The 24,488-nt window shown below is 73.2% G+C and carries 25 protein-coding genes; 10 read left to right on the forward strand and 15 right to left on the reverse strand.

The genetic code is table 11. The annotated features are described in order from the left end of the window. The first annotated feature begins 79 nt into the window (after positions 1–79). Positions 80–460 (forward strand): VOC family protein, encoded by a 381-nt coding sequence (locus CP977_RS13600; RefSeq protein WP_062755049.1) that lies wholly within the window; start codon positions 80–82, stop codon positions 458–460. A 19-nt stretch (positions 461–479) separates the two neighbouring features. On the opposite strand, the gene CP977_RS13605 is transcribed toward CP977_RS13600, so the two are convergent. From CP977_RS13605 to CP977_RS13615, 3 genes are read right to left on the reverse strand one after another with little or no spacing between them, the layout of a single operon-like run. Further along, positions 480–1,682, reverse strand: a complete 1,203-nt coding sequence (locus CP977_RS13605; protein WP_152370173.1) for a dipeptidase — start codon at positions 1,680–1,682, stop codon at positions 480–482. Continuing rightward, positions 1,679–2,206, reverse strand: a complete 528-nt coding sequence (gene purE / locus CP977_RS13610; protein WP_062755045.1) for a 5-(carboxyamino)imidazole ribonucleotide mutase — start codon at positions 2,204–2,206, stop codon at positions 1,679–1,681. Before purE ends, CP977_RS13605 begins: the two co-directional genes overlap by 4 nt. Further along, positions 2,203–3,396, reverse strand: a complete 1,194-nt coding sequence (locus tag CP977_RS13615; protein WP_104860505.1) for a 5-(carboxyamino)imidazole ribonucleotide synthase — start codon at positions 3,394–3,396, stop codon at positions 2,203–2,205. The genes purE and CP977_RS13615 overlap by 4 nt, the downstream gene beginning before the upstream one ends. A gap of 158 nt (positions 3,397–3,554) precedes the next feature. Here CP977_RS13615 and CP977_RS13620 point away from each other — a divergent pair, with 158 nt between their 5' ends. Then, positions 3,555–4,073, forward strand: coding sequence for a GtrA family protein (locus CP977_RS13620; RefSeq protein ID WP_030215860.1), 519 nt, complete (start codon positions 3,555–3,557; stop codon positions 4,071–4,073). Positions 4,074–4,083: 10 nt separating this feature from the next. On the opposite strand, the gene CP977_RS13625 is transcribed toward CP977_RS13620, so the two are convergent. After that, entirely contained in the window at positions 4,084–5,355 is a 1,272-nt protein-coding gene (locus CP977_RS13625; protein WP_062755041.1) for an ATP-binding protein, read from the reverse strand. A 36-nt stretch (positions 5,356–5,391) separates the two neighbouring features. Next, the gene (locus CP977_RS13630; RefSeq protein WP_062755039.1) at positions 5,392–6,069 is read right to left on the reverse strand and encodes a response regulator transcription factor; all 678 of its coding nucleotides are present in this window, start codon (positions 6,067–6,069) and stop codon (positions 5,392–5,394) included. Positions 6,070–6,498: 429 nt separating this feature from the next. Between CP977_RS13630 and CP977_RS13635 the strand changes: the two genes are divergently transcribed. Beyond that, entirely contained in the window at positions 6,499–8,019 is a 1,521-nt protein-coding gene (locus tag CP977_RS13635) for a peptide MFS transporter (protein ID WP_062755037.1), read from the forward strand. A gap of 84 nt (positions 8,020–8,103) precedes the next feature. Here the strand turns inward: CP977_RS13635 and CP977_RS13640 are convergent, their stop codons facing one another. Together CP977_RS13640 and CP977_RS13645 are read right to left on the reverse strand one after the other, a co-directional pair. Further along, positions 8,104–8,526, reverse strand: a complete 423-nt coding sequence (locus tag CP977_RS13640) for an ATP-binding protein (RefSeq protein ID WP_062755035.1) — start codon at positions 8,524–8,526, stop codon at positions 8,104–8,106. Positions 8,527–8,637: 111 nt separating this feature from the next. After that, positions 8,638–9,006: an STAS domain-containing protein gene (locus tag CP977_RS13645; RefSeq protein ID WP_062755033.1), complete on the reverse strand. Its 369-nt coding sequence runs from the start codon at positions 9,004–9,006 to the stop codon at positions 8,638–8,640. 219 nt (positions 9,007–9,225) lie between these two features. On the opposite strand from CP977_RS13645, the gene CP977_RS13650 reads away from it, so the two are divergent. From CP977_RS13650 to CP977_RS13660, 3 genes are all read left to right on the forward strand, one after another. Next, positions 9,226–10,131, forward strand: coding sequence for an RNA polymerase sigma factor SigF (locus CP977_RS13650; protein ID WP_062755031.1), 906 nt, complete (start codon positions 9,226–9,228; stop codon positions 10,129–10,131). A gap of 206 nt (positions 10,132–10,337) precedes the next feature. Further along, positions 10,338–11,534 carry a DegT/DnrJ/EryC1/StrS family aminotransferase gene (locus tag CP977_RS13655; protein WP_152370174.1) on the forward strand — a complete coding sequence of 399 codons (1,197 nt, stop codon included), beginning with the start codon at positions 10,338–10,340 and terminating at the stop codon, positions 11,532–11,534. Continuing rightward, the gene (locus CP977_RS13660) at positions 11,531–13,618 is read left to right on the forward strand and encodes a lipopolysaccharide biosynthesis protein (protein WP_152370175.1); all 2,088 of its coding nucleotides are present in this window, start codon (positions 11,531–11,533) and stop codon (positions 13,616–13,618) included. Before CP977_RS13655 ends, CP977_RS13660 begins: the two co-directional genes overlap by 4 nt. Positions 13,619–13,664: 46 nt before the next feature. Here the strand turns inward: CP977_RS13660 and CP977_RS13665 are convergent, their stop codons facing one another. The 6 genes from CP977_RS13665 to CP977_RS13690 form a co-directional block, all read right to left on the reverse strand. Continuing rightward, the gene (locus CP977_RS13665) at positions 13,665–14,723 is read right to left on the reverse strand and encodes a glycoside hydrolase family 26 protein (RefSeq protein ID WP_062755025.1); all 1,059 of its coding nucleotides are present in this window, start codon (positions 14,721–14,723) and stop codon (positions 13,665–13,667) included. Next, positions 14,720–15,154 carry a hypothetical protein gene (locus tag CP977_RS13670; protein ID WP_062755023.1) on the reverse strand — a complete coding sequence of 145 codons (435 nt, stop codon included), beginning with the start codon at positions 15,152–15,154 and terminating at the stop codon, positions 14,720–14,722. Before CP977_RS13670 ends, CP977_RS13665 begins: the two co-directional genes overlap by 4 nt. Before the next feature lie 50 nt (positions 15,155–15,204). Continuing rightward, a complete protein-coding gene (locus CP977_RS13675) occupies positions 15,205–17,205 on the reverse strand; it encodes a hypothetical protein (protein ID WP_229991650.1) in 2,001 nt (666 codons plus the stop codon). A 126-nt stretch (positions 17,206–17,331) separates the two neighbouring features. Then, complete coding sequence (locus CP977_RS13680) at positions 17,332–18,156, reverse strand: polysaccharide deacetylase family protein (protein ID WP_152370177.1); 825 nt, start codon at positions 18,154–18,156, stop codon at positions 17,332–17,334. Then, positions 18,153–19,457, reverse strand: a complete 1,305-nt coding sequence (locus tag CP977_RS13685; protein WP_152370178.1) for a glycosyltransferase family 2 protein — start codon at positions 19,455–19,457, stop codon at positions 18,153–18,155. The genes CP977_RS13680 and CP977_RS13685 overlap by 4 nt, the downstream gene beginning before the upstream one ends. A gap of 52 nt (positions 19,458–19,509) precedes the next feature. Then, a complete protein-coding gene (locus CP977_RS13690; RefSeq protein WP_062755015.1) occupies positions 19,510–20,586 on the reverse strand; it encodes a GNAT family N-acetyltransferase in 1,077 nt (358 codons plus the stop codon). A 250-nt stretch (positions 20,587–20,836) separates the two neighbouring features. On the opposite strand from CP977_RS13690, the gene CP977_RS13695 reads away from it, so the two are divergent. The 4 genes from CP977_RS13695 to CP977_RS13710 all read left to right on the forward strand — a co-directional run bounded on the left by CP977_RS13695 (position 20,837) and on the right by CP977_RS13710 (position 22,396). Next, the gene (locus CP977_RS13695) at positions 20,837–21,190 is read left to right on the forward strand and encodes a hypothetical protein (RefSeq protein ID WP_152370179.1); all 354 of its coding nucleotides are present in this window, start codon (positions 20,837–20,839) and stop codon (positions 21,188–21,190) included. 43 nt (positions 21,191–21,233) lie between these two features. Beyond that, positions 21,234–21,431, forward strand: coding sequence for a hypothetical protein (locus CP977_RS13700; protein WP_152370180.1), 198 nt, complete (start codon positions 21,234–21,236; stop codon positions 21,429–21,431). Positions 21,432–21,500: 69 nt separating this feature from the next. Beyond that, complete coding sequence (locus tag CP977_RS13705; RefSeq protein ID WP_152370181.1) at positions 21,501–21,851, forward strand: VOC family protein; 351 nt, start codon at positions 21,501–21,503, stop codon at positions 21,849–21,851. An 11-nt stretch (positions 21,852–21,862) separates the two neighbouring features. Further along, positions 21,863–22,396 (forward strand): NUDIX hydrolase, encoded by a 534-nt coding sequence (locus tag CP977_RS13710; protein ID WP_152370182.1) that lies wholly within the window; start codon positions 21,863–21,865, stop codon positions 22,394–22,396. Positions 22,397–22,416: 20 nt separating this feature from the next. Here CP977_RS13710 and CP977_RS13715 read toward each other — a convergent pair whose 3' ends face one another. Next, positions 22,417–23,133, reverse strand: a complete 717-nt coding sequence (locus CP977_RS13715) for a hypothetical protein (RefSeq protein ID WP_062755005.1) — start codon at positions 23,131–23,133, stop codon at positions 22,417–22,419. 107 nt (positions 23,134–23,240) lie between these two features. After that, positions 23,241–24,488, reverse strand: coding sequence for an imidazolonepropionase (hutI, locus tag CP977_RS13720; protein WP_208420704.1), 1,248 nt, complete (start codon positions 24,486–24,488; stop codon positions 23,241–23,243).

Here is a 24,488-nt window from a genome sequence, read left to right on the forward strand (position 1 = left end):
CGGAGTGGGTAGGCGGGGACAGGAGAACACTCCCCGCTTCCGCGGAACCCGCGCGGAGCCCCTGCGAAAGAGGAGAGCCATGCCCGTCGCCACGCTGCGTTCCGTCGTCCTGGACTGTCCCGACCCGCTGTCCCTCGCCACCTTCTACGCCGGGATCCTCGGCGGCTCCCCCCGGGTCTCCGAGGACTCCGAGGAGGGGGACTCCTGGGTGGTCCTTTCCGGGCACGACGGCACCCAGCTCGCCTTCCAGGAGGTCTCCGGGTACGTCGCGCCGCGCTGGCCCGAGGAGGAGGGCGGGCAGCAGTTCCACCTGGACCTGACCGTGGACGACCTCGACCGGGGCGAGGAGCAGGTCCTCGCCCTCGGCGCCAAGCTCCTGGACGCGGGCGGGCCCGACCGTGACTTCCGCGTGTACGCGGACCCGGTCGGGCACCCGTTCTGCCTCTGCGTGGACCGGTAGGAGCGGGTCCGGGGGGCGGTCAGGCCCCCCGGACGTCCAGGGACTCGATCGTCGCGTTCGAGGGGGCCGTGCGGTCCCTCAGGTCGCGGGAGACGTCCTCCGCGTCGCGCAGGACGCGGACCGCGTTGGACCAGGTCAGCTTGGCCAGGTCCGGACGCGACCAGCCGCGGTGCAGCAGCTCCGCGATCAGGTTCGGGTAGCCGGCGACGTCGTCCAGGCCCGACGGCGTGAAGGCCGTGCCGTCGTAGTCGCCGCCGATGCCGATGTGGTCGATTCCGGCCGCCTCGCGCATGTGGTCGAGGTGGTCGGCGACCGTGGCGGCGGTGGCCACCGGGCGCGGGTTCGCCTCCTCGAAGGCGCGGTGCAGCGCCATCGCCTCGGCGGTGGTGTCGAGGTGGTCGAAGCCGTGCTCCCGCAGGTTCTCGTCCGCCCGGGCGGTCCACTCGACGGCCGCCGGGAGGATGAACTTGGGCACGAAGGTCGCCATCGCGACGCCGCCGTTGGCGGGCAGCCGCTCCAGGACGTCGTCCGGCACGTTGCGCGGGTGGTCGCAGACCGCACGGGCCGAGGAGTGCGAGAAGATCACCGGCGCGGCGGTGGCGTCCAGGGCGTCCCGCATGGTCGTGGCGGCCACGTGCGAGAGGTCCACGAGCATGCCGGAGCGGTTCATCTCGCGGACGACCTGCCGGCCGAAGGCGGAGAGCCCGCCGACGCCGGGGTCGTCGGTCGCCGAGTCCGCCCAGTCGTTGTTGTCGTTGTGGGTGAGCGTCATGTAGCGCACGCCCAGGGCGTGCAGCGCGCGCAGGGTGGCGAGGGAGTTGTTGATCGAGTGGCCGCCCTCGGCCCCCTTGAGGGAGGCGATGCGGCCCTGCTTGCGGGCCGCCTCCATGTCGTCCGCCGTCAGCGCGGGCGCGAGGTCCGCCGCGTACCGCTCCAAAAGCTGGTCGACCACGTCGATCTGCTCCAGGGTGGCGCTGACCGCGTCGTCCCCGGTGAACCGGCAGGGCACGTACACCGACCAGAACTGGGCGCCGACGCCGCCGGCCCGCAGCCGGGCCAGGTCGGTGTGGAGCGCGCCGGTCTGGTCGGCCGCGATGTCCATGCGGTCCAGGTCGTACCGCACGTGCTCCCGCAGGGCCCACGGCAGGTCGTTGTGGCCGTCCACCACCGGGTGGTCGGCCAGCAGCTCGCGCGCCTCGGCGAGGCGGTCGGCGGCGGTCACCGGGCGAAGCCGAAGGACTCGGCGCCCTCGACCTTGGCGCGCAGCCGCTTGCCCTTCTCGGTCGCCTGGTCGTTCAGCTCCTGCTGGAAGGCGCGCATCCGGTCGAGGAGCGCCGGGTCGTGCGCGGCGAGGATCCGGGCCGCGAGCAGGCCCGCGTTGCGGGCGCCGCCGACGGAGACCGTGGCGACCGGGACGCCGGCCGGCATCTGCACGATGGAGAGCAGCGAGTCCATGCCGTCGAGGTACTTCAGCGGCACGGGGACGCCGATGACGGGCAGCGGGGTGACGGAGGCGAGCATGCCGGGCAGGTGGGCGGCGCCGCCCGCGCCCGCGACGATCGCCTTGAGCCCGCGCCCGGCGGCCTCCTCGCCGTACGCGATCATCTCGCGCGGCATCCGGTGCGCGGAGACGACGTCCACCTCGTACGGGATCTCGAACTCGTCCAGGGCCTGGGCCGCGGCCTCCATGACCGGCCAGTCGGAGTCCGAACCCATGACGATGCCGACGACGGGGCTGGTGCTCATTCGGTGATCGTCCCTCGCAGGTAGCCGGCGGCGTGGCGGGCGCGTTCCAGCACCTCGTCCAGGTCGTCGCCGTAGGTGTTGACGTGGCCCACCTTGCGTCCGGGCTTCACGTCCTTGCCGTACATGTGGATCTTGAGCTGCGGGTCCCTGGCCATGCAGTGCAGGTACGCGGAGTACATGTCCGGGTAGTCGCCGCCCAGGACGTTGCACATCACGGTCCACGGCGCGCGCGGGCGCGGATCGCCGAGGGGGAGGTCGAGGACCGCCCGGACGTGGTTGGCGAACTGCGAGGTGATCGCGCCGTCCTGGGTCCAGTGGCCGGAGTTGTGCGGGCGCATCGCCAGTTCGTTGACGAGGATGCGGCCGTCCGCGGTCTCGAAGAGCTCCACGGCGAGGTGGCCGACGACGCCCAGCTCGCGGGCGATCCGCAGCGCCAGCTCCTGGGCCTGCCCGGACAGCTCCTCGGACAGGTCGGGGGCGGGGGCGATCACGGTGTCGCAGACGCCGTCGACCTGGCGGGACTCCACGACCGGGTAGGCGACGGCCTGGCCGTGCGGGGAGCGGACGATGTTGGCCGCCAGCTCGCGCGTGAAGTCGACCTTCTCCTCCGCGAGGACCGGGACGCCGGCCAGGAAGGGGTCGCGGGCGTCCTCGGGCGAACGCACGAACCAGACGCCCTTGCCGTCGTAGCCGCCGCGCACGGTCTTGAGGATGATCGGGAAGCCCCCGACCCCGGACGCGAAGGCCTCCGCGTCCGCCGGGTCCGCGACGATGCGGTGGCGGGGACTCGGCGCGCCGATCGCGTCGAGCCGGGCGCGCATCACCCCCTTGTCCTGCGCGTGCACCAGCGCGTCGGGCCCCGGCCGGACGGGGATGCCGTCCGCCTCCAGGGCGCGCAGGTGCTCGGTGGGGACGTGCTCGTGATCGAAGGTGATCACGTCGCATCCGCGCGCGAAGTCACGCAGCGTGTCCAGGTCGCGGTAGTCGCCGATGACGACCTCGCTCACCACCTGGGCCGCGGAGTCCTGCGGAGTGTCACTGAGGAGCTTGAACTTGATGCCGAGGGGGATGCCCGCCTCGTGGGTCATACGGGCGAGCTGTCCGCCACCGACCATGCCGACTACCGGAAACGTCACCCTCTTAGGGTATCCGCACCACCGGGGAACACTCGTCCGCCTGTGTCTTGGCACAAGGGACGGGCACAAGGGGGCGTCCGCGACGGGTGCGGCGGGGGTGAGGTTCGGCCATGGTTCACGCGGTACACCGGCATGTGCCAGAGGCCCTGGTTAGCATGGACTGGTTGACGTCACCCGGGCGTCACCCGGACGGACGGGACAGAGCCATCACCATGAGTGAACCCGGCGCGCTGCGCGCGCGACTCGACCGGCTCTTCCGCGAGGTCGCGAAGTTCGGCGCCGTGGGGGCCGTGGGGGTCCTGGTGGACCTCGGGGTCTTCAACCTCGTGCGCCACTTCACGGACCTGCCCGTCGTGCGGGCGAGCGTCATCGCCACCGTGGTCGCGATCGCGTTCAACTACGTCGGGTTCCGGTACTTCACCTACCGCGACCGGGACAAGAGCAGGCGCACCAAGGAGATGTCCCTCTTCCTGGTCTTCAGCCTGATCGGCCTGGTGATCCAGAACGGGCTGCTCTACACGGCGACGTACGGCTTCGGCTGGGACGGGCCGCTGGCCAGCAACTTCTTCAAGTTCTTCGGGATCGGGATCGCGACCCTGTTCCGCTTCTGGTCGTACCGCACCTGGGTCTTCCGCGCCCTGCCGGCGAAGGAGGCCGTGCAGACCGCCGAATCGTTCCTGGAGCAGGCGCCGCCGCGGCAGGCGACCCGCCGCCAGCCCGACCGGGTCTGACCGGGACTCCTCAGCGTACGGGGCGGTCCGACGGCCGCTCCGAGACGCTTCTGCCCTCCCGGCCGAGGAAGAGCGCGAAGACCGGCGGCTGCTGCTGGAGGAGTTCCAGGCGCCCGCCGTCCGCCTCCGCGAGGTCGCGGGCGACCGCCAGGCCGATGCCGGTGGAGCTGCGGCCGCTGACGGCCCGCTCGAAGATCCGCGCGCCGAGGTCGGCCGGGACGCCCGGTCCCTCGTCGGTGACCTCGATCACGGACTGGTTGCCGGTGACCCGGGTCCGCAGGGCGACCGTGCCGCCGCCGTGCATGAGCGAGTTCTCGATCAGGGCGGCGAGGACCTGGGCGACCGCGCCCGGGGTGCCCACGGCCCGCATCCCCTGCTTGCCGGAGTGCACGATGGCCCGCCCCGCGCTGCGGTAGGCCGGCCGCCACTCCTCGATCTGCTGCTTGACGACCTCGTCCAGGTCGAAGGCGACGGCGGAGCCGGTGCGGGGGTCGCGGGAGTTGGTGAGGAGCCGTTCCACGACGTCGGTGAGCCGCTCGACCTGGGTGAGCGCGATCGTCGCCTCCTCCTTGACCGTGTCCAGGTCGTCGGCGAGGGCGACCTCCTCCAGGCGCATGGAGAGCGCGGTGAGGGGCGTGCGGAGCTGGTGGGAGGCGTCGGCGGCGAGCCGGCGCTCGGCGGTGAGCATCCGGGCGATCCGCTCGGCGGAGGCGTCGAGGACGTCCGCGACCCGGTCCAGCTCGGGCACCCCGTACCGCTTGTGCCGGGGGCGCGGGTCGCCGGAGCCGAGGCGTTCGGCAGTCTCCGCGAGGTCGGTGAGCGGGGAGGCGAGCCGGTTGGCCTGCCGTACGGCGAGGAGGACCGCGGCGACGACGGCGAGCAGGGCCACCGCGCCGATGATCAGGAGGGTGCGGCCGACCTCGGCGGTGACGGCCGAGCGGGACTCCTCGACGATCACGGTCTCGCCGCGCTCGCCCTCGGCGGTGCCCCGGATGACGTCGCCCTCGGGCCGCTCCCCGATGGAGATGGGGGAACGGCCGGGGATGAGGATCTGCGCGTACCGCTTGGCGCCGCTCTGCTCGGCGAGGATGTCCGGGTTGACCGGCTCGCCGCCGATCAGCCGGCTGTCCACGATGGAGACGATCCGCAGCGCCTCCGAGTCCACGCTCTCCTGGGCGCTGCCGGCGATCGTGCGGGTCTCGACGATGACGAGGGAGACGCCGAAGACGGCGATGACGACGAGGACCACGGCGAGCGTGGAGTTGATCAGACGGCGGCGCACGACTGCTTCTCTCGGGTCCGGCTCTTCTCTCGGGGACTAGCTCTTCTCGAAGCGGAAGCCGACGCCGCGCACCGTGGCGATGTAGCGCGGGTTCGCCGCGTCGTCGCCGAGCTTCTTGCGCAGCCACGAGATGTGCATGTCGAGGGTCTTGGTGGAGGACCACCAGGTGGTGTCCCAGACCTCGCGCATCAGCTGGTCGCGGGTGACGACCCGGCCGGCGTCCCGGACGAGGACCCGGAGCAGGTCGAACTCCTTGGCGGTGAGCTGGAGCTCCTCCTCGCCCATCCAGGCGCGGTGCGACTCGACGTCGATCCGCACGCCGTGGGTGGAGGGGGCGACGACGGGCTCGGTGGCGCCGCGCCGGAGCAGGGCCCGGACCCGGGCGAGGAGTTCGGCGAGCCGGAAGGGCTTGGTGACGTAGTCGTCGGCGCCCGCGTCGAGCCCGACGACGGTGTCGACCTCGTCGGCGCGCGCGGTGAGGACCAGGATGGGGACCGCGTGCCCCTCGGCGCGCAGCCGCCGGGCGACCTCCAGGCCGTCCATGCCGGGCAGGCCCAGGTCGAGCACGACCAGGTCGACGCCGCCCTGGAGGCCGGTGTCGAGGGCGGTGGGGCCGTCCTCGCGGACCTCGACCTCGTACCCCTCTCTCCGCAGGGCGCGGGCCAGCGGTTCCGAGATGGATGCGTCGTCCTCGGCGAGCAGTACACGGGTCATGGGGTGATGGTAGTCCGCACGGCCCCCGGGCCGGGGTGGGATCGACGGGACCCGGGTGGACCCTGTGGATCGTGTGGGCATCTTGTGTGTGACCTTCGAATGAAGCTGTACGGTTGCAATTCTGCCTGTGATCCATGTCTCAAGTCCTTCCATATCCGGCAGTGTCGTGTCGTATGGTGGCGAGACGTCTGTTGCGGTTTTCGAGGACCTTTGGCCGGTTAGGCGGGCCGGGGTCCTCTTTTCTGCGTGAGGTCGGCCCGGCCGTCCTCGACGACGTCGAATGACCTGTGGGCCGGGTCCCGGGACGCTACGACGCGGTCCCCGGGGCGTGGATCCCGGTGGAGTCCCCCGATTCCGCCGGTGCCGGCCTCCCCCACCGGGCGCACCCCGCTCACAAGGCGAGCGCGTCCCGACAGAGCAAGGATCGACATGGCGTCCAGCCTGACGACGTCCTCTACCGGGATTCCCGAGTACGAGAAGACGTTCCTCGGCCACCCCCGGGGCCTGGCCACCCTCTTCATGACCGAGATGTGGGAGCGCTTCTCCTACTACGGCATGAGGGCCCTTCTGGTCCTGTACCTGGTCTCCGGCGGCGTGGACGCCGCCACGGGCAGCCAGGGCGGCGGCCTCGCGATGACCGCGGCGACGGCGACGGCGATCTACTCCGTCTACGTCTCGATGGTCTACCTCATGGCCATGCCCGGCGGCTGGTTCGGCGACCGCGTCTGGGGCGCTCGCAAGACGGTCGCGATAGCCGCGTCCGTGATCATGCTCGGCCACGTCGCGCTGGCCGTCCCCGGCCAGGCGATGTTCTTCGTCGGCCTCGCGCTCGTCGCGGTCGGCTCCGGTCTGCTGAAGGCCAACATCTCGACGATGGTCGGCCACCTGTACAAGGACGCGGACGACCCGCGCCGCGACGGTGGCTTCACGCTCTTCTACGTCGGCATCAACCTGGGCGCGTTCTTCGCCCCGCTGGTGATCGGCACCGTCGGCGAGAAGGTCAACTGGCACCTGGGCTTCGCCCTGGCAGCCGTCGGCATGGGCCTGGGCCTGGCCGTCTTCCTGGCCTTCGCCAAGACGCTGAACCCGAAGAGCAGCGAGGTCCCGAACCCGCTGTCTCCGGAGGAGCGCAAGGCCGTCCTCACGAAGACCGTCGTCGTCGTCGCCGTGGCCGCCGTGTTCTACGGCACCGTGGTCGCCCTCGGCATGTACACCCTGAACTGGGCGATGGTCCCGATCACCCTCGCGGGTCTGATCATCCCGGTCGCCGTCCTGGCGCGCATCAAGCGCGACAAGGACCTGAGCTCCGGCGAGCAGTCCCGGGTGACCGGCTACATCTGGTTCTTCGTGGCCGCCGCCATCTTCTGGATGATCTACGACCAGGGCGGCTCGACGCTGTCGCTGTTCGCGGACGACAAGACCGCGAGCACCATCTTCGGCTTCGGCTTCCCGGCCACCTGGTACCAGTCGCTGAACCCGCTGTTCGTGATGGCGCTCGCCCCGGTCTTCGCCTGGCTGTGGCTGTGGCTGGCCCGCAAGAACCAGGAGCCGAACACCATCGTGAAGTTCGCGATGGGCCTGGTCCTGGTCGGTGCCTCCTTCTTCGTCTTCATCGTCCCGATGAACATGGCGGGCGACGGCACCAAGGTCTCCCCCATGTGGCTGGTCACGATCTACATGATCCAGACCATCGGCGAGCTGTGCCTCTCCCCGGTCGGCCTCTCCGTCACCACGAAGATGGCGCCGCAGAAGTACGCCTCCCAGATGATGGGCGTGTGGTTCCTCGCGGTCACCGCCGGTGACTGCACCACCGGTCTGCTGTCGATCGCGGGTGTCGACCTCAACGGGACGGGGATCATCGCGATGGAGGCGGCCCTGGCGGTCCTGGCCGGATTCGCGATCTGGATGTACCGCAAGAAGGTCCAGAACCTCATGGGCGACGTCCACTGACGCTGCCCCCCCGCTTCACGAGCAAGGCCGCCGCACCGATCCGGTGCGGCGGCCTCCGTCGTTCTCGGGGGCTTCCGGCGGCCGTCAGTCGCCGGGGGCCGAGATCTCGGCCCAGACCGTCTTGCCGGGGGCCCCGGGGGTGCGGTCGATGCCCCAGTCGCGGCAGAGGCGCTGGACGATGAACATGCCGTGGCCGCCCGGGCGCCCGGCGCGGTGCGGGGTGCGCGGGGCGGGCTGGCCGGCGCCGCGGTCGGTGACTTCGAGGCGCAGCACCTTGGGCAGCCGCAGGACGCGCAGGCTCTCGGGCCCGTCGGCGTGCAGGCAGGCGTTGGTGACCAGTTCGGAGACGACCAGGAGGACGTCCTCTGCGGCGGCCCTGCGGTCGGCGGTGGGGGCGGGCAGCCAGCCCCACTCGTGGAGCGCCGTCCGCGTGAAGTCGCGGGCGAGCGGCACCGTGCCGCTGGTCCCGCCGAGGGCGAGCGTACGGACGTCGGAAGCTTGGTCCATCAGCGCTTCACCTCACCGATCGACGGGACAGGGGGCAGGACGTACGGGGCGTGCGGGGCCGGGGCGCGGTGGTCCGGGCGCCGGGGGCGCCGGGTCCGCGCGGGCCGGGGCTCAGTCGGGGAGTGCCGTCGCGAGCGTGTCGTGGACGGTGAAGACGGTGTCCGCGCCCGTGATGTGGAACACCCGGGCCACCGCGGGCCGCATCCCCACCAGGTGCACCGCGCCGCCGGCGGCGTCCGCCCGCAGCCGGGCGCCGAGGAGCACGTTGAGCCCGGTCGAGTCGCAGAACTCCAGACCGGTGCAGTCGACGACGAGCCGCGCGCGGCCGGCGTCCAGTGCCTCGTCGAGGGGTTCGCGCAGGAGTTCGGCGGTGTGGTGGTCGAGCTCGCCCACCGGGGTGAGGAGTTCGCTCTCCCCCACGGACCGCGCTTCGACCCGCAGCCGCGCGGGCAGTGCGCTGCCGTTGTGTTCGCGGTCCATGGCCGTGCCTCTTCTCGCTCTCGCGGATGCCGACTGACGTCCTCGAACACTACAAGCGGAGCGGGCCTCGATGCACACAGGGTCCATCTCATAACGGAACAAACGGGATTAATGGCACTTGCAACCTTCCGGGTCGAGCAGGTAGGGCTAGAGAGAACACCCGAAACGGCCGGCTTGGAGGCGCCGCAAACCGCTGCGAGAAGAACCCGAAGGAGACCCATGTCACCCCGGCTCGACGCCCCGCGTACCCCCGACGCGCCGTCGACAACCCTGTCCGCCCGTCCCACCCCCACCGCCCCCCTTCCCGACGGGCTCGCCGAGCGGCTGCTCGACCAGCCCCTCGACCGGATAGGACCGGTCGACGCGCGCGCCCTGTCGAAGGACCTCTTCGCCCGCCTCGCGGAGCTGGAGGAGGGCACCCACGACCACGCGTACGTCCGCAACACCCTCGTCGAACTCAACCTCGCCCTGGTCCGCTTCGCCGCCGCCCGGTTCGGCACCCGCAGCGAACCGATGGAGGACATCGTCCAGGTCGGCACCATCGGCCTCATCAAGGCGATCGACCGCTTCGAGCTCTCCCGCGGCGTCGAGTTCCCCACGTTCGCGATGCCGACCATCATCGGCGAGATCAAGCGCTTCTTCCGCGACACCTCCTGGTCCGTGCACGTACCCCGCCGGCTCCAGGAGCTCCGCCTCGACCTCGCCCGGGCCACGGACACCCTGTCCCAGCGCCTGGACCGCTCCCCCACCGTCGCCGAGCTCGCCGAGGAACTCGGCATCGCGCCGGAGGAGGTCGTCGAGGGCATGACGGCGAGCAACGCGTACACCGCCAGCTCGCTCGACGCCCAGCCCACCGAGGAGGACGGCGGAGGCGGCGAGGCCGCGCTCGCCGACCGGCTCGGCTACGAGGACCACGCCATCGCCGGCATCGAGTACATCGCCTCCCTCAAGCCGATGATCGCCTCGCTGCCCTCCCGCGAGCGGCAGATCCTCTCCCTGCGCTTCGTCTCCGGCATGACCCAGTCGGAGATCGGCGAGGAGCTGGGCATCTCCCAGATGCACGTCTCCCGGCTGCTCGCCCGCACCCTCACCCGGCTGCGCCAGGGCCTCACTCTGGAGGAATGACCTCCGGCTCCCGCCCCGAGCCGCCAAAATGGCCACAGTCTTCAGAATGGCCGCAGCCGTGAAGACGGCGACGGAAAGGGCCCGTTCACGGTCTGCCGACCCTGGACGGGCCCTTCCGCGCACCACCGTGCGGGCGACCGGAGGCGCGTTGTTGACGTGCCGTCCGGAATGGGCCACATTGAGCCCGGGGTTCAGGGGGGAATCACATGGTTTCTGCGTACGCGGAACTGGAAGAGCCGATGCGCGGCCGGCTCGGGGGCCGGGAGTGCCTCTACGTGCCGTCGTGCCGCTTCGGCCTCTACCTCGCGCTGCGCCACTGGTGCGAGCCCGGCGGCCGGGTCCTGATGTCACCGGTCAACGACGACGTCATCTTCTTCGTCGTGCTCGCCGCCGGTCTGCGCCCGGTGCAGGCGCCGCTCGACCCGCGCGACGGCTCCGTCGACGCGGCGGCCGTCCCCACCTCCGTCTGGAGCGGCCTGTCCGCCGTCCTCACCACCAACCTGTACGGCAACCCCGACCCGGCACCGGAGCTGCGGAAGCGCTGCGACCGGCTCGGCATCCCCCTGATCGAGGACGCGGCCCACGCGATCGGCTCCACCGTCGGCGGACGCCCGGTCGGCACGTACGGCGAGGCGTCCGTCTTCAGCCTCTCCAAGCACGTCCACGCCAAGACCGGCGGCTTCCTCGCCCTCGCCGACCCGGCCCTGCGCGACGAACTGGCCGCCGCCCGCGACGCGTTGCTGCGCCCGACCCGCCCCACCGCCGAACTCGCCCACCTGATACGGCCGTACGCGGAGGCCGCCGTGCGCGGACTGCGCCTGACCGGGGCCGCCCGCGCCGCGCTGCGGACGCTCGGCCTGGAGGAGCGGGAGGAGATACGCATGCCGCTCCGCCCCGACGCCCTGGAACGGGCCCTGCCGGCCGCGCCCGCCCTCGAACCCTTCCACCCCTGGATACGCGTCGACATGCACGCCTACCGGCTCCGGCCGGGCCCCGCCAAGCTGCGCCGCACCGGCCGCCGGCTGGCCCGGCTCGACGGCGTCCTCGCCGCCCACCGCGCGGGCACCGCCCGCCTCCTGGCCAGCGAGTACGGCTCCGCCGCCGGGGCCGGCGCGGAGGCCCAGCCCCTCTTCCGGGTGCCGCTGCTCGTCGAGGACCGGGACGCGGCCGTCGCCGCCCTCGCCCGGCGCCGGATCACCACCGGCTACCTCTACGACCCGCCGCTCGACGCCTACGCGGGCGAGCGCTTCACCGACCCCTCCCCCGCGCCGGAGCGGGCCGCCTGGTTCGCCCGGCACGCCCTGCCGGTGGACCCGCGCCGCGCGGACGAGGTCCTGCCCGCCCTGCGTACCGCCGGAATCCGCCCCGCGCACCTGTCGACCGCCCCCGGCGGCGCCCGGTGAGCGAGACCGTACGGCTGCGGGACACCGACCGTCCCGCGGCCGGGGAGCCCGCGGGCGCCGCGCCGGAGCCCCCCGCCGACCGGGACGGCCCGGGCGAGAGCTCCCTGTTCCGCAACGCGTACGCCCTGATGCTCTCCACCGGCGTCTCCGCCGCCCTCGGCCTCGGCTTCTGGCTGGTCGCCGCCCGCTACTACACGGAGGAGGCCGTGGGGCAGGGCTCCGCCGCCATCGCCGCCCAGCGGCTCCTCGCCTCCCTCACCGCGACCACGATGATCGGCGCCGTCGTCCGGTACGTGCCCCGGGCGGGCCGCGCCACCGGGCCGCTCGTCCTGCGCCTGTACCTGGTCAGCACCGTCGTCGTCACCGTGGCCTGCGGGATCTTCCTGCTCACCCTGGACTGGTGGGGCCCCTCGTACGCCCCCCTCGGCACCCTCTCCGCCGGGCTCTTCTTCACCGCCTCCTGCGTCGGCTGGGCGCTGCTCACCCTCCAGGACGGCGTCCTCACCGGCCTCCGGCGGGCGATCTGGGTCCCCGTCGGCAACGCGGTCTTCTCGCTCGGCAAGCTGGTCCTGCTCGTCGCCCTGGCCGCCGCCGTGCCCGTGCTCGGCGTCTTCGTCTCCTGGTCGGCGGCGATCGCCCTGTCCGTCGTCCCACTCGCCTGGCTCGTCTTCCGGAGGCTCATCCCCCGGCAGGCGCGCGCCGACCGGGACCGCGAGCCGCCGAGCCTGCGCGAGATCGGCCGCTTCATGGCCGGGGACTCGGTCGGCGCGCTCTTCAGCCTCGCCATGATCAACCTGCTGCCGGTGATGGTCGCCGTCCGCTTCGACGCCGCCCACAACGCCTTCTTCTACACGGCGTACACCGTCGGCGGCACGATGGAGTTCATGGCCATCAACATGGCCTCCTCGCTCACCGCGCACGCCTCGCACAGCCCGGACTCCCTCGCCGAGGGGGTACGGGGCGCGCTGCGCCGCATGGCGCTGCTGCTCGTCCCGGTCGTCCTCGTCCTCGTCGTCTTCGCCCCGCTGATCCTCGCGCCCTTCGGCGGCGACTACGCCGAGCACGGCACGACCGTGCTCCGGCTGCTGGCCGCCGCCGCGCTCCCCCGGGTCGCCGTCGAGCTGTACATCGGGGTGCTGCGCGTCCAGGGGCGCACCGGCATGCTGGCCGCCGTCCAGGGCACCATGTGCGTCCTGGTCCTCGGCAGCGCGGCCGCCCTCCTCGGCCCGTACGGCATCGGCGGCGCCGGGATCGCGGTCCTCGGCTCGATGACGGTGATGGCGGCGGCGTGCGTGCCGGGCCTGCGGGCCGTCCTCAAGGGCCGGGCGCCGGAGGCCCGGGAGACTCCCGTCGCCTCCGACGACGGGTACGGCACCAACTGGGCGCGCGAGAGCGCCTATCTGCGCGGGGCGCACGACTCGGTGACGCCCGCGTTCGGCATCCCCGTCTTCGTACCCCCGGAGCGGACGGAGGAGGAGCGGCGGCCCGCGCCCGCCCCCGAGGCTCCGGCGGCCGGGTCCTCCGAGCGGTGGGCGACCCCGCTGTGGCTGCTGCTCGGCCTGGCGGCGGGGCTCTTCTGGTTCCCGCTCGTCCGCTCCCCCGAGCTGGACGTGGAGGAGCTGTCCGGCACCGGGCTGCTCTCCGCGCTGCCGCCCGTCACGCTCCTCGCCGGGCTGCTGCTCGTCGCCCTCCAGGGCGCCGCCGCGGTCCCGCGCGCCTTCCGGCCGGGGTTCGCCGCGACGGTCCTGCTCGCCACCTTCCTCGCCCTGCACACCGCCCCGCCGCTGCTCGGCCTGCGGCCCGCCGACGCGGCCGGGCCCGGCGCCGCGCTCCTGGGCGAGGGCGTGGAGCGGGCCGTCGTCCCTATCGCGCTCCAGGCCCTGTGCCTGCTGCTCGCGGCCGTGCTGCTGCGGGTGCTCGGCGTGGGCGCGCGGGTCACGGCCGGGGTGGTGTGGGTGCTGGTCTGGGCGGGCTGGGCGGGGCAGCAGGCGTTCGCCGCCGCCCCGCTGCCGCTCTTCCTGGGCCTGGCCGGGACCACGATGGTGGTGTGCGCCTTCCGGGGGCTCGCGGGGGGCCGGCGCTGACCCGGGCGCCTCCGGCCCGGCCGCCGCCGAGCTTCCGGCCCGGGGGTCAGCGGTCGGGCACGTCCTGCCGGAAGTACGGGTCCTGCCCGGCGATCCGGTAGCCCTCCAGGCCCGGCCCCTCGTTCACCCTCAGGTCGCAGCCGGGCCCGGGGACCTCCTGGTTCCAGTGCACGTACGCGCGTGCCTTCGGCAGCGTCGGCGCCACCTCCGGGATCTTCGCGTACCAGTCGCGCTGCCGCTCGGGCCGCTCCGGGTCGGGGGCGGTGGAGAACTCGGAGAGCATGATCGGCTTGTCGGCGGAGATGTTCTTCCGCATCCAGTCGTAACCGGGGCGCTGGCTCCGGTCGAAGTCCAGCCAGTCCGGCGACTTGTGGCAGAGGTAGTAGTTGTACTGGTCCATGCCGATCCAGTCGACGTACTCGTCGCCCGGGTACAGCCGCTTCATCGTCTCCGCGTTGCCGACCCAGCCGGAGACGGTCCACACCCACACCGCGTTGGTGACGCCCAGCGCCTCGAAGCGGTCGCGGACGTGCCGGTAGGCGGCCACGTACTCCTCGGGGGTCCCGGCGCCCTCCGGGATGCGGAAGTCGGCCTCCTGGTCGAAGGAGAAGAAGACCCGCTTGCCGTACTCCTTGACGCGCAGCGCCTGCTTGTCGATGACGGAGGCGTCGTACTTCCCGGCGGCGATGTTCTTCCAGCCGAGCTGCGTCTCGGTCCAGTTCGCGTGGTGCTTCTCGGTCCAGACCGTGGACTCCCAGGCGAGCATGAGGAGCCGGTCGCGGCCGAGTTCGACCTCGTCGGGGGTGAGGAGCTGCCCGTCGGCCTCGCTCCCCGACATGTCGTGGTACGTGTAGACGAGGTCCAGTTTCCGGCCGATCTTCTCCTCGAAGGCGTACACGGGCCGGGTGAGCGAGCTGTCCTCGTCGTACGGGACGTACGCGCCCCACCAGGCCCCGCAGGGCGAGACGAGGGCGGCGTCGGGGGCACAGTCCTCCCCCTCGCCGAGGGTCGACCAGACCCCTATCCCGGCGGTCAGCGCGCCGACGGCCGCCAGGGCGACGGCGATCCGGGTCGCGGGGCCGGAGCCCCCGTGCCGTCCGGTCATCCGCCGCCACCGGCCGCTCGTTTGCGGAAGAGGGGCGCGCGGGCGCCGTCGCGCTCGACGGCCCCGCGCGTGGCGGCCGGGAGGGGCACGCCGGGCAGGACGGAGGCGACGGTCACGAAGAGGGCCAGGACCACCAGGAAGAAGGTGAGCGAGAAGGCCTGTGACAGGAACAGGGCGGTCGCGGTGAGCGTGGCGACCGAGAGGCTGACCGGCGCGGCGAGCGCCAGGGCCTCCAGGCGGGCGCCGGGGCGGAGGCCCACCGGTTGCGGGAGCAGCAGGGCGAGGCCCGGCGCGAGGACGACGAAGGCGAGGACGGGGATCCAGCGCAGCGGGGAGCCGCCGGGGAACGCCGTCGCGGCGAGGGCGATCCAGCCGGAGGCCGCGAGGGCGGCTCTGCGCTGGACGCGCGGGGTCAGGCGTGGACGGGCCATGGGGTGCACCTGCTCCTCGTGGTCGGGTGTCCGCGGTGGACGGAGGGGGGTCATCCGGTGGTGGCGGGCCGGTGGCGCAGGACGAGCCCGTACTCGCTCTCCTCCACGACCTCGAAGAGCGGGGAGCGCTTGAGGGCGTCCCGGAGCTTGTCGAAGCCGCCCGCCGGCAGGTAGCCCTCGCCGATGACGGCCTCGCCCTGGGTGGGGGTGAGGAGCACGTAGGCGGGCTTGCCCTCGGGGATGCCGCCGGCGAGGTAGGAGGCCGGGTCCTGGAGCATCCGCAGGTTCTCGTCGACCTCCTGCTCGGTGAAGAACCAGCGCTCGTACCGGTCGTAGCGGTAGTACGCGTCGGGGAAGGCGCCGGTCGCGGCGAGGAACAGGGAGCCCTCGGGCGCCCGGTCGAAGGCGCGGCGGGTGAGCGCGGTCTCGCCGGGCGACGCGTAGTGCATGCCCTCCTTGCCGTAGTACGAGGGCAGGAAGCCGGCCAGCATGGCGATCAGGGTGACGGGCAGGGCGACGGCGGCGACGCGGCGGGCGGTCGCGGCGGCGCGGCTCGCGGCGCCGACGGCGGGGACGAGCGCGGCGGCGGCGAAGAAGGCGGAGCCGGGCAGGCCGAAGAGGTAGACGCGGAAGACCATCTCGCCGCCGTAGTCGTTGACGGCGAACGCCGGGAGCGGCGCGGCGGCGGCCAGGACCAGCGGCAGGGCGCTGCGGGCCAGCCTGCGGCGGAGCAGTACGGCGGCGACGGCGAGGCCGCCGAGGGAGAGCACCATCAGGATGTTGGCGCTGCCGACCAGCTCGGGGCCGGGGCCCGTGGGGTCGCCCGCGAAGCCGGGGCGGGAGTTGGCGAGCAGGTCGCCGGCCTTCTCGCGCAGGGTGCCGAGGGTTTCGAGGAACAGCTCCCGGCCCATGGTGAGGTTCCAGGCCAGCATGACGAGGCCGCTGGTGACGAGGAGACCGATGTTGCGGTAGCGGCGGGTGAGGCAGAGGGCGAAGAGCGTCGCGCACAGCATGACCGGGGTCAGCTGGTGGCTGGCGTTGATGGTCGCGATGACCGGCAGCAGGATCAGGACGGCGATCGCCCGCTGCCGGGTGGTGGTGGGCGGCGGGACGGCGGCGGCGGCCGGGTCGAGCGCGCTGCGGTCGCGCAGCGGGCCCGCCGAGCCGGGCAGCACGAAGTGGCGGACGACGACGGCGAAGACGGTGAGGTAGAGCAGGTACGAGAAGCCCTGCGGGGACAGGTAGTCCTGGCCGACCCAGTTCGCCAGCTGGAAGATCCACACGCCGGTCCACACGAGCCGCCAGTCGTCGCTGAACGTGCGGTAGACGAGGATCAGGACGGGCACGGTGAGCAGGCCGAGGGCGACCGGGGCCCAGTTGATGAAGGAGGCGGCGGCGTCGACGCCGAAGGCGCGGACGAGGGCCGCGTCCAGGGAGAAGAAGCCGGGCCACTGGTCGTAGGCGGACATGCCGCCGGAGAGCTCGGTCCCGGGGTGGACGGTCCCCTGGTCGAGCAGGCGGCTGATGATCGCGTCGTGCTTGGACGCCCAGGCGTAGCGGACGTTGTCGTAGAGGATCGCGGGCGGCGCCTTGAGGGCGAAGAGCATGGCCGCGCAGTAGGTGGCGGGCCAGAGCGGGGCGGTGCCGGCCCGGCGCAGGGTGAGGACGAAGCCGCCGGTCAGGACGGCGAGCGAGGCGTAGAAGGTGAGCGGGAAGCGGTCGAGGAGACCGAACTCCGCGATGTTCCGGAAGTCGATCCGGGGCAGGGCCCAGGCCCAGAGGGCGGCGGCGAGGAGGAGGGGGAGGAGGTTGAGGGCGTCGGGGGTGCGGAGGGCGGCGGAGAGGCGGGCGGGTATGCCGGTTCCGCTTCCGCGCCCGGTCCCGGTTCCGGTTTCGCCTCCGGTGGCGGGCTCCTTGGGCTCCGGGGCCTCCCGGGGCTCTTGGGATTCCTGGGATGTCCGGGGCTCCCGTTCCTCCCCCTCCCGGCCCGTCGTGGAGGGCTGCGACGGCGCACCACTCCCGGTCACCGGTGCGGGCACCTGATGCTGCACGGCCTCTCCCCCCACGAACTGTCCCCTTCGGCGAAGTACGGAAGGTACTTCGGTCTTGTCGGTGCGTCCAACACCGGCTTCGAAGGACGGTGTTGATGATCTCTGACTCGCTCTTCCGGGCGCCGCTCAGCCCGCGAACCCGGGCCCCTTGAGCAGGGCGCGGGCCCTGCGGTACATCCGCCAGCCGACGGTGGGCAGCGAGTCCGGGTAGGGCGCGGCCTTCGCGCCCCGCCCCTCCATCCACCGTTCGACGTCGGCGACGGTGTGGCTCCGGCGGAGGATGAGCCGGGCGATGCGGTAGACCTCGTCCGTGCCGGAGCTGAGCGCGTGCCGCACGGCGACCGCCGAGGCGTACCCGGCGGCCTCGGCGGCCCGCCGGACGGCCGGGCTGTTGTAGCCGTGCGGGTAGGCGAGGTGGGTGACCTCGTGTCCGAGGACGTCCTCCAGGACCGTCTTCGCCTCGCGCAGTTCGCGGCGCAGGGCGTTCGGCGCGAGGGTGTCGAGCTGCGGGTGGGTGACGGTGTGGGCGCCGACCTCCATCCCGTACTGCTCCAGGCGCGGGGCCTGGGCGAGGGTCATCATCGGCGCGGGCGGCAGCAGGCAGGGCCGGCCGGGGGTGATGGCGCCGGTGGTCAGGTAAGCGGTGGCCGGGAGGCCGCGCGAGGCGAGCGCCTCTGCGGTCGGCCCGACGAGGTCGGCGAAGCCGTCGTCGAAGGTGAGGACGACGGGCCGGGGCGGCAGCGGGGCGCCGGTGGTGAGGTGTTCGACGAGGGTGCCGACGGTGACGGCGGTGCGGCCGCCGGCGACGATCGCGTCGAGCTGGGCGGCGAACTCCTTGGGCGAGACGGTGAATTCGGCGATCCAGTCCGGCGGGTCCTCCATCACGGCGTGGTAGAGGAGGACGGGTATGAGGACGCGGGGCGCGCGGGGGCGTCCGGGCGTGCTCGTCATCGGGGACCCGCCTTCCGCAGGCGGGCCTTGGCGTAGCCGATCGGGCCGTAGAGCATGCCGCGTCGCTCCAGTCGGGAGAGGCTGCGAGGCCAGGGGTGGTGGTGGGCGCCGTGCTCGCCGGGAACGCCGCCCCCGGCCTCCCCCCGCTGCGCGGTCATCGTCCGGGCGTGCGCGAGGCCGCGCGGCAGCCGGGCGAGGAGCGCGGGCAGCAGACGGGGACGGCGGACCAGGGTCGCGGTGAGGTACGCGGTGAGGCCGGCGCCGTAACCGTACGCCTGGTTCCGCAGGTCCTGCCAGGTGTCGCGGTGGTGGTGCCAGACGAGGGCCCGGGAGGTGTAGCGGAGGCGGAAGCCGGCGGAGAGGACGGCGACGAAGGCGTACAGGTCGTCGCCGCCCTTCGCGGCGGTCCCGGTGCCGGTGGCGGGGTCGAAGCCGCCGGCCCGGCGCAGGGCGTCGGTGCGGAAGGCCATGTTGGCGCCGGAGCCGAAGCTGCCGGCGGTGAACGGGAAGAGCGGTTCGTCGGCGGGCGGCCGGGCCGGGTCGTACAGCCGCGGGGCGAAGCCCTTGGCGAAGCCGCCGTGCGATTCGAGGAGGACCTGGGCGGGGGTGGCGAGCCGGGCGGGCAGGATCAGTCCGGTGACGCAGCCGAGGCCGGGGTCGTCGGCGAAGGGCTCGGTGAGGGCGGTGAGCCAGTGCGGGTCGGCGATGACGTCGTCGTCGGTGAAGGCGACGACGTCGCTCCGGACGGCGGCGAGACCGGCGTTGTGGGCGGCGGCGAGACCGGGCACGTCCTCGCGGACGTACCGGACGCGGTCGGCGTACTTCCGGACGACCAGGTCCCGGGTGTCCTCGGTCCGGGGCGCGTTGTCGACGACGACGACCTCGAAGTCGGGATGGTCCTGGTCGAGCAGCGAGTCGAGGGCCCGGGCGAGCTGCCCGGGCCGCTCGCGGGTGGCGACGACGACGGAGGGGCGGGGCGGGGCGCCCGCGCCGCCCTCCTCCCGGCTCTCCGCGAACCGCTCGGCGAACCGCTCGGCGTCGGAGAGGAGCGCGGGCCGGGTGAGCCGTTCCCGGGCGAGGGCGGCGAGCACGTCGGCGGGGTCCTCGCCGTCCGGGACGGTCCCGACGACGGTGGCGGCGGGCCGCCCCCGGAGCCGTACGAGCGCGTAGACGTCACCGCCCTCGACCTCGGGGCCGCCGGGCGCGGGCCGGAACGACAGGACGGGCCCGTCGGGCGCGGCGAGGTCGAGCTCGGCGACGGAGAGGGGGCGGGGAAGGGGGACGGGGACGGGGCGGTTCAACGGGGGTCTCCCGAGGGACGTACGGACAGGAGCGGGGGCGGGTCCGGGAGGGTCAACGCCCGCCCCGCAGGCGGGCGATCCGGTTGAGGGCGGCGCGGCCGCGGGCGGCGAGGGCGGGGCGTTCGCGGACGAAGCCGTGGAGGCGGCGCGCGGGTTCGCGGCCCACCCAGTGGAGGGCGGCGCGGGCGCCGGGCCGGACGACGGCCCCCTCGTACACGGTCAGTTCCCCGGTCTTGAGGGCGTCCTTGTACTCGGCGTCGCCGCGCCCCAGGTCGAGCATGCCGATCCCGGCGGCGGCCGCGGCCTCGGCCATCCGCAGGTGCAGGACGAGACCGGGCGAGTACTTGGCGAACTCGGGGTCGTACGCGGGGAACCAGCAGGACAGCACCGTCGCGGAGCGGAGCCCGAAGTGGGCGGCGACCGGCCGCTCGCCGACGTAGAGCACGGAGAGCACACCGGAACAGCCGGGGGCACGGAGGGCATGGAGGCGGCGGACGAGCGCGGTGATCCACTCCTTGGCGAAGCGGTCGCGGCGGCCGGTCCTGCGGTACTGGGCGGACTTCCACGCCATGAGGGTGCGCAGGGCCGCCGGGTCGCGCTCGTCGAAGACGAAGCGGACCTCGCCGTCGGTGCGGCGGGCGAGCCGCCGCTCCTTGGCGAGGGTGGTCCTGAGGAACTTGGGGGACTGGACGCGCAGGAGGGCCTCGTAGGCGGCGTACCCCTCGCCGACGTCGATGACGGGCGAGGCGAAGGACTCCACGGCGGCGCCCTCGAAGAGGGGCTGGCCCGCCTCCAGGTTGTCGAACTGCCAGCCGGCGAGGCCGCAGCGGCGCAGCAGGGCGCGCGCGTCGGGCCGCAACCCGTCCCGCAGGACGGCGCCCTGGCTGTCGGAGACGCCGAAGCCGATGGCCCGACCCTGCCCCAAGGGCCCCTTCTCGTACGGGAAGAACCCGACGGGCTCGTCCCCCTCCCACCAGACGGCGACCCGCGCCCGGGGCCGCACCTCGGCGGCCACGAGCGTGAACTCCGGCTCCATGAACGGATTGGCGGGCGCGCCGGACTTGGCGCGCAGCTCCCGCCACGCCTCGATCTCGCGCGCGCCCAGCTCCCCCGGCCTCACGATCCGCATGCGGACAGCGCTCACCCTGCCGACCCCCCGGTCTTCCCCCCTGAGTCCTGCCAGGACAGGACGGTACCGGTCCGCAACGCTCAGAGACAGGGATACTCGGTCTTTCCGTGACCAACCCGTGAAGGTGGGGACACGACGAAGTCCCCTGCCGGTGCCCGCACTTGCCGCCCGCCGTTCTGGAAACCCCGTGGCCGCGGCGCGAGGACCGTCGCTACCGTTGAGCTCCCCTTTTCCGGAAGAAGGCACCGCCATGACCGCCCACCGCCCGACGACGACCCTCTGGCGCCCCACGGGCCCCGTGGAGCTGGAGCTCGTCCGGGAGTCGGGCTGGCGCGCCTGGCCTCCGCGGCTTCCGGAGCAGCCGATCTTCTATCCGGTGATGAACGAGGAGTACGCGATCCGGATCGCCCGCGACTGGAACGTCAAGCACGACGGCGCGGGCTTCGTCACGCGCTTCGAGGTGGACGCGGAGTTCCTGCGCAGGTACCCGGTGCGGCAGGCGGGCGGGCGGACGATCCTCGAACTGTGGGTGCCGGCGGAGGAGCTGGAGGAGTTCAACGCGCAGATCGTGGGGGAGATCCGGGTGGTCCACGAGTTCCGCTGACGTCCACGGGCGGGCCGGCGGCGGCAGCGTCTAGGGTGCGGCCATGGGATCACTGCTCGCCGCCGTTCGCGAGAACGAGGACGCGGCCCGGTACCTGGCGCGGCCGGGCGACTTCGAGCCGGGCCGGGGGGACCACGTCGAGGAGGTCCACCTCGCGTCGGGCGCCGCGCCGGAGGGCTTCGCGGGCGACGGGGGCGGAGGCCCTGGCCCGTCTCCGGGAGGTCGCCACGACGGCGGGTGAGGAGTACGTCCTCGTCCTCACCTCCGAGAACGAGCCCTACGAAACGTTCCCGATGTTCAGGAGTGCCCGATGAGCGTGCGCCGCGCAGTCCCCAATCTCCGGACCGAGTCCCCCGAGGAGAACAGGGACTTCTACGGTCTCCTCGGCTTCGAGCAGGTCATGGACCACGGCTGGATCGCGACGCTCGCCTCGCCGGCCGTGCCCGCCGCCCAGATCAGCCTGATGGGCGCCGACCTGACCGCTCCCGTCTCCCCCGACCTGAGCGTGGAGGTGGAGGACGTGGACGCGGTGTACGCGGCGGTGCGGGCGGCGGGCGCGGAGGTCGTGCACCCGCTGACGGACGAGGAGTGGGGCGTCCGGCGCTTCTTCGTACGGGACCCGGACGGCCGGGTCGTCAACGTGCTCGGCCACCGGGCCTGAGGGGAGCCGCCGTGCGCTGGAAGGTCCACGGGGAGCGTCCGCTCCACGAGTACCCCTGGGTGAACCTGTGGCTCGCCGACGTCGAGCGGCCCGACGGGCAGCGGGACGAGTACTACGTGGTCAAGCTCCGTGACCTCGCCGTCGCGGCCGTCGTCAACGACCGCCGCGAGGTCCTGATGATGTGGCGCCACCGCTTCGTCACCGACGTCTGGGCCTGGGAGCTGCCCATGGGCCTGGTCGAGGACGGCGAGACCCCGGCGGAGGCGGCGGCCCGCGAGGTCCTGGAGGAGACGGGCTGGCGCCCGGGCCCCCTGACCCCGCTGATCTACTCGGAACCGGCCAACGGCATCACCGACTCCCGGCACCACGTCTTCCGCGCCGCCGGAGCCGCGTACGAGGGCCCGCCGACCGAACCCAACGAGTCGGACCGCGTCGAGTGGATCCCCCTCGCGGACGTCCGGGGCATGATCGCCCGCCGCGAGATCGTGAGCGGGGCGACCCTGGTGGGGCTGTTGCAGTTGCTCCTCGACGAGGCCCCGGGCTGATCCGGGGCGGACCGGGCCGGTCACGAGGTCGAAGCGGCCGGGTTCTGCTTGCGCCTGACGTCCGTGATGCGGACGTCTTCCGTCTCCGGGGCTCCGAAGGACTCGACGCTCACCCCGTCGCGGGTGCCGGTGATCTCCAGGGCCAGGTTGTTGCCCATGAAGCGGAGGTCGAGGCGGGCTCGGGGCGAGCCGTCGTGGTCGGGCATCCGGTGGATGCGGAACGGCGGGTAGTCCAGGCTCGTCAGCCTCTTCCGCAGGCCCGCGTAGTCGGCCGGGCCCGTGCCGTCGAACGCCGTGAGGACGCGCGCGGCGTGCGCGGCGCCGGCGCACTTGTCCAGGGGGTCCAGCGGCACCTCCTCGATCGGCCCGGTCCTGGTGGGGGCCGGCTCCGGGTCGGACGGTGGCTTCGGGGCGTCCAGGGGGAGAGGACCGGCCTTCCGCGGGGGCCGCGGCGGGATCGTGCCCTCCGGGGTCGGCTCGACCGGCGTCGTCGGGTCGCAGTCGTCCAGGATGCGGGTGGACACGGCCAGGTAGCGCAGCTCCGGGTCGGGATGCGTCGCCAGGCCGTCCGACGGGAGGGACCGCTTCGGCGTCGGGGCCTTCGAGGCGCCGACGCCCACGGCGGACGCCTTGGCGGAGGCACCGCCGGTGGGGCCTTCCGTGCCGCAGGCGGTCAGGGCCATGCCGCCGAGCGCGACGGCCAGGACGGTCTTCGTGAAGCGGTTCGGGGTTCTCATGCGGGGATCATGCGAGCGGACGACGGCCGCCCACATGAGTACCCGTACTCAACACGGACCGTGGCCAAACGGACGGTGACCTGCCGTTTCTGATCCGCGTCACCCCGTCAGGCCACCCGCACGCCCCTCCGCCACACCTCCGACACCAGCGGCACACCCGGCCGGTAGGCCAGGTGGACGTGGGACGGGGCGTTCAGGAGGGTGAGGTCGGCCCGGGTGCCGGGTGCGAGGCGGCCGATGTCGGTGCGGCGGAGGGCCGCGGCGCCGCCGGCCGTGGCGGACCAGACCGCCTCGTCGGGGGTCATGCCCATGTCCCGGACCGCCAGGGCGATGCAGAAGGGGACGGAGGAGGTGAAGGAGGAGCCCGGGTTGCAGTCGGTGGAGAGGGCGACCGTGACGCCCGCGTCCAGGAGGCGGCGGGCGTTCGGCCACTCGGCGCGGGTGGAGAACTCCGCGCCCGGGAGGAGGGTGGCGACCGTGTTCCCCGAGGCCAGGGCGTCCACGTCCGCGTCCGTCAGGTGCGTGCAGTGGTCCGCGCTCGCCGCGTCCAGCTCCACCGCCAGTTGGACGCCGGGGCCGTACGAGAGCTGGTTGGCGTGGACGCGGGGGTGGAGGCCCTTCGCCCTGCCGGCGGTGAGGATCGCGCGGGCCTGGTCGCCGTCGAAGGCGCCCTTCTCGCAGAAGACGTCCACCCAGCGGGCGTACGGGGCGCAGGCGTCGAGCATCTCGCCCGTCACCAGGTCGACGTAGGCCGCCGGGTCGTCGGCGTAGTCCGGGGAGACGATGTGCGCGCCGAGGTAGGTGACCTCGTCCGTGTGCTCGGCGGCGATGCGCAGCGCGCGGGCCTCGTCCTCGACCGTCAGGCCGTAGCCGGACTTCGTCTCGAAGGTGGTCGTGCCCTGGGCGAGGGCTTCGCGCAGGTAGTGGGCGACGTTCGCCGACAGGGCCTCGTCGCTCGCCGCGCGGGTCGCCGCCACGGTCGTGCGGATGCCGCCCGCCTCGTACGGCTGCCCGGACATGCGGGCGTTGAACTCGGCCGTGCGGTCGCCCGCGAAGACCAGGTGCGAGTGGGAGTCCACGAAGCCCGGGATCACGGCCCGGCCGGCCGCGTCGACCCGGTTGTCAGTGGCGGGTGCTTTGCTGGATTCACCGACCCAGACGACGTGGTCGCCTTCTACGACGACGGCCGCGTCCTGGATCAGACCCAGAAAACTTCTGTCACCGAGGGAGGGATCGTTGGTGACCAGGCTCGCGATGTTGACGATGGCGGTGGCGGGCGTCGCCACGGCGCTGTTCGCACTCGTGGGGGCGGAGGTCGCCGCCGCGCTGTTCCTCGTCTCGGGGCCGGTGTTCAT

This window comes from Streptomyces cinereoruber (genome assembly GCF_009299385.1).
Classification (GTDB): domain Bacteria; phylum Actinomycetota; class Actinomycetes; order Streptomycetales; family Streptomycetaceae; genus Streptomyces; species Streptomyces bikiniensis.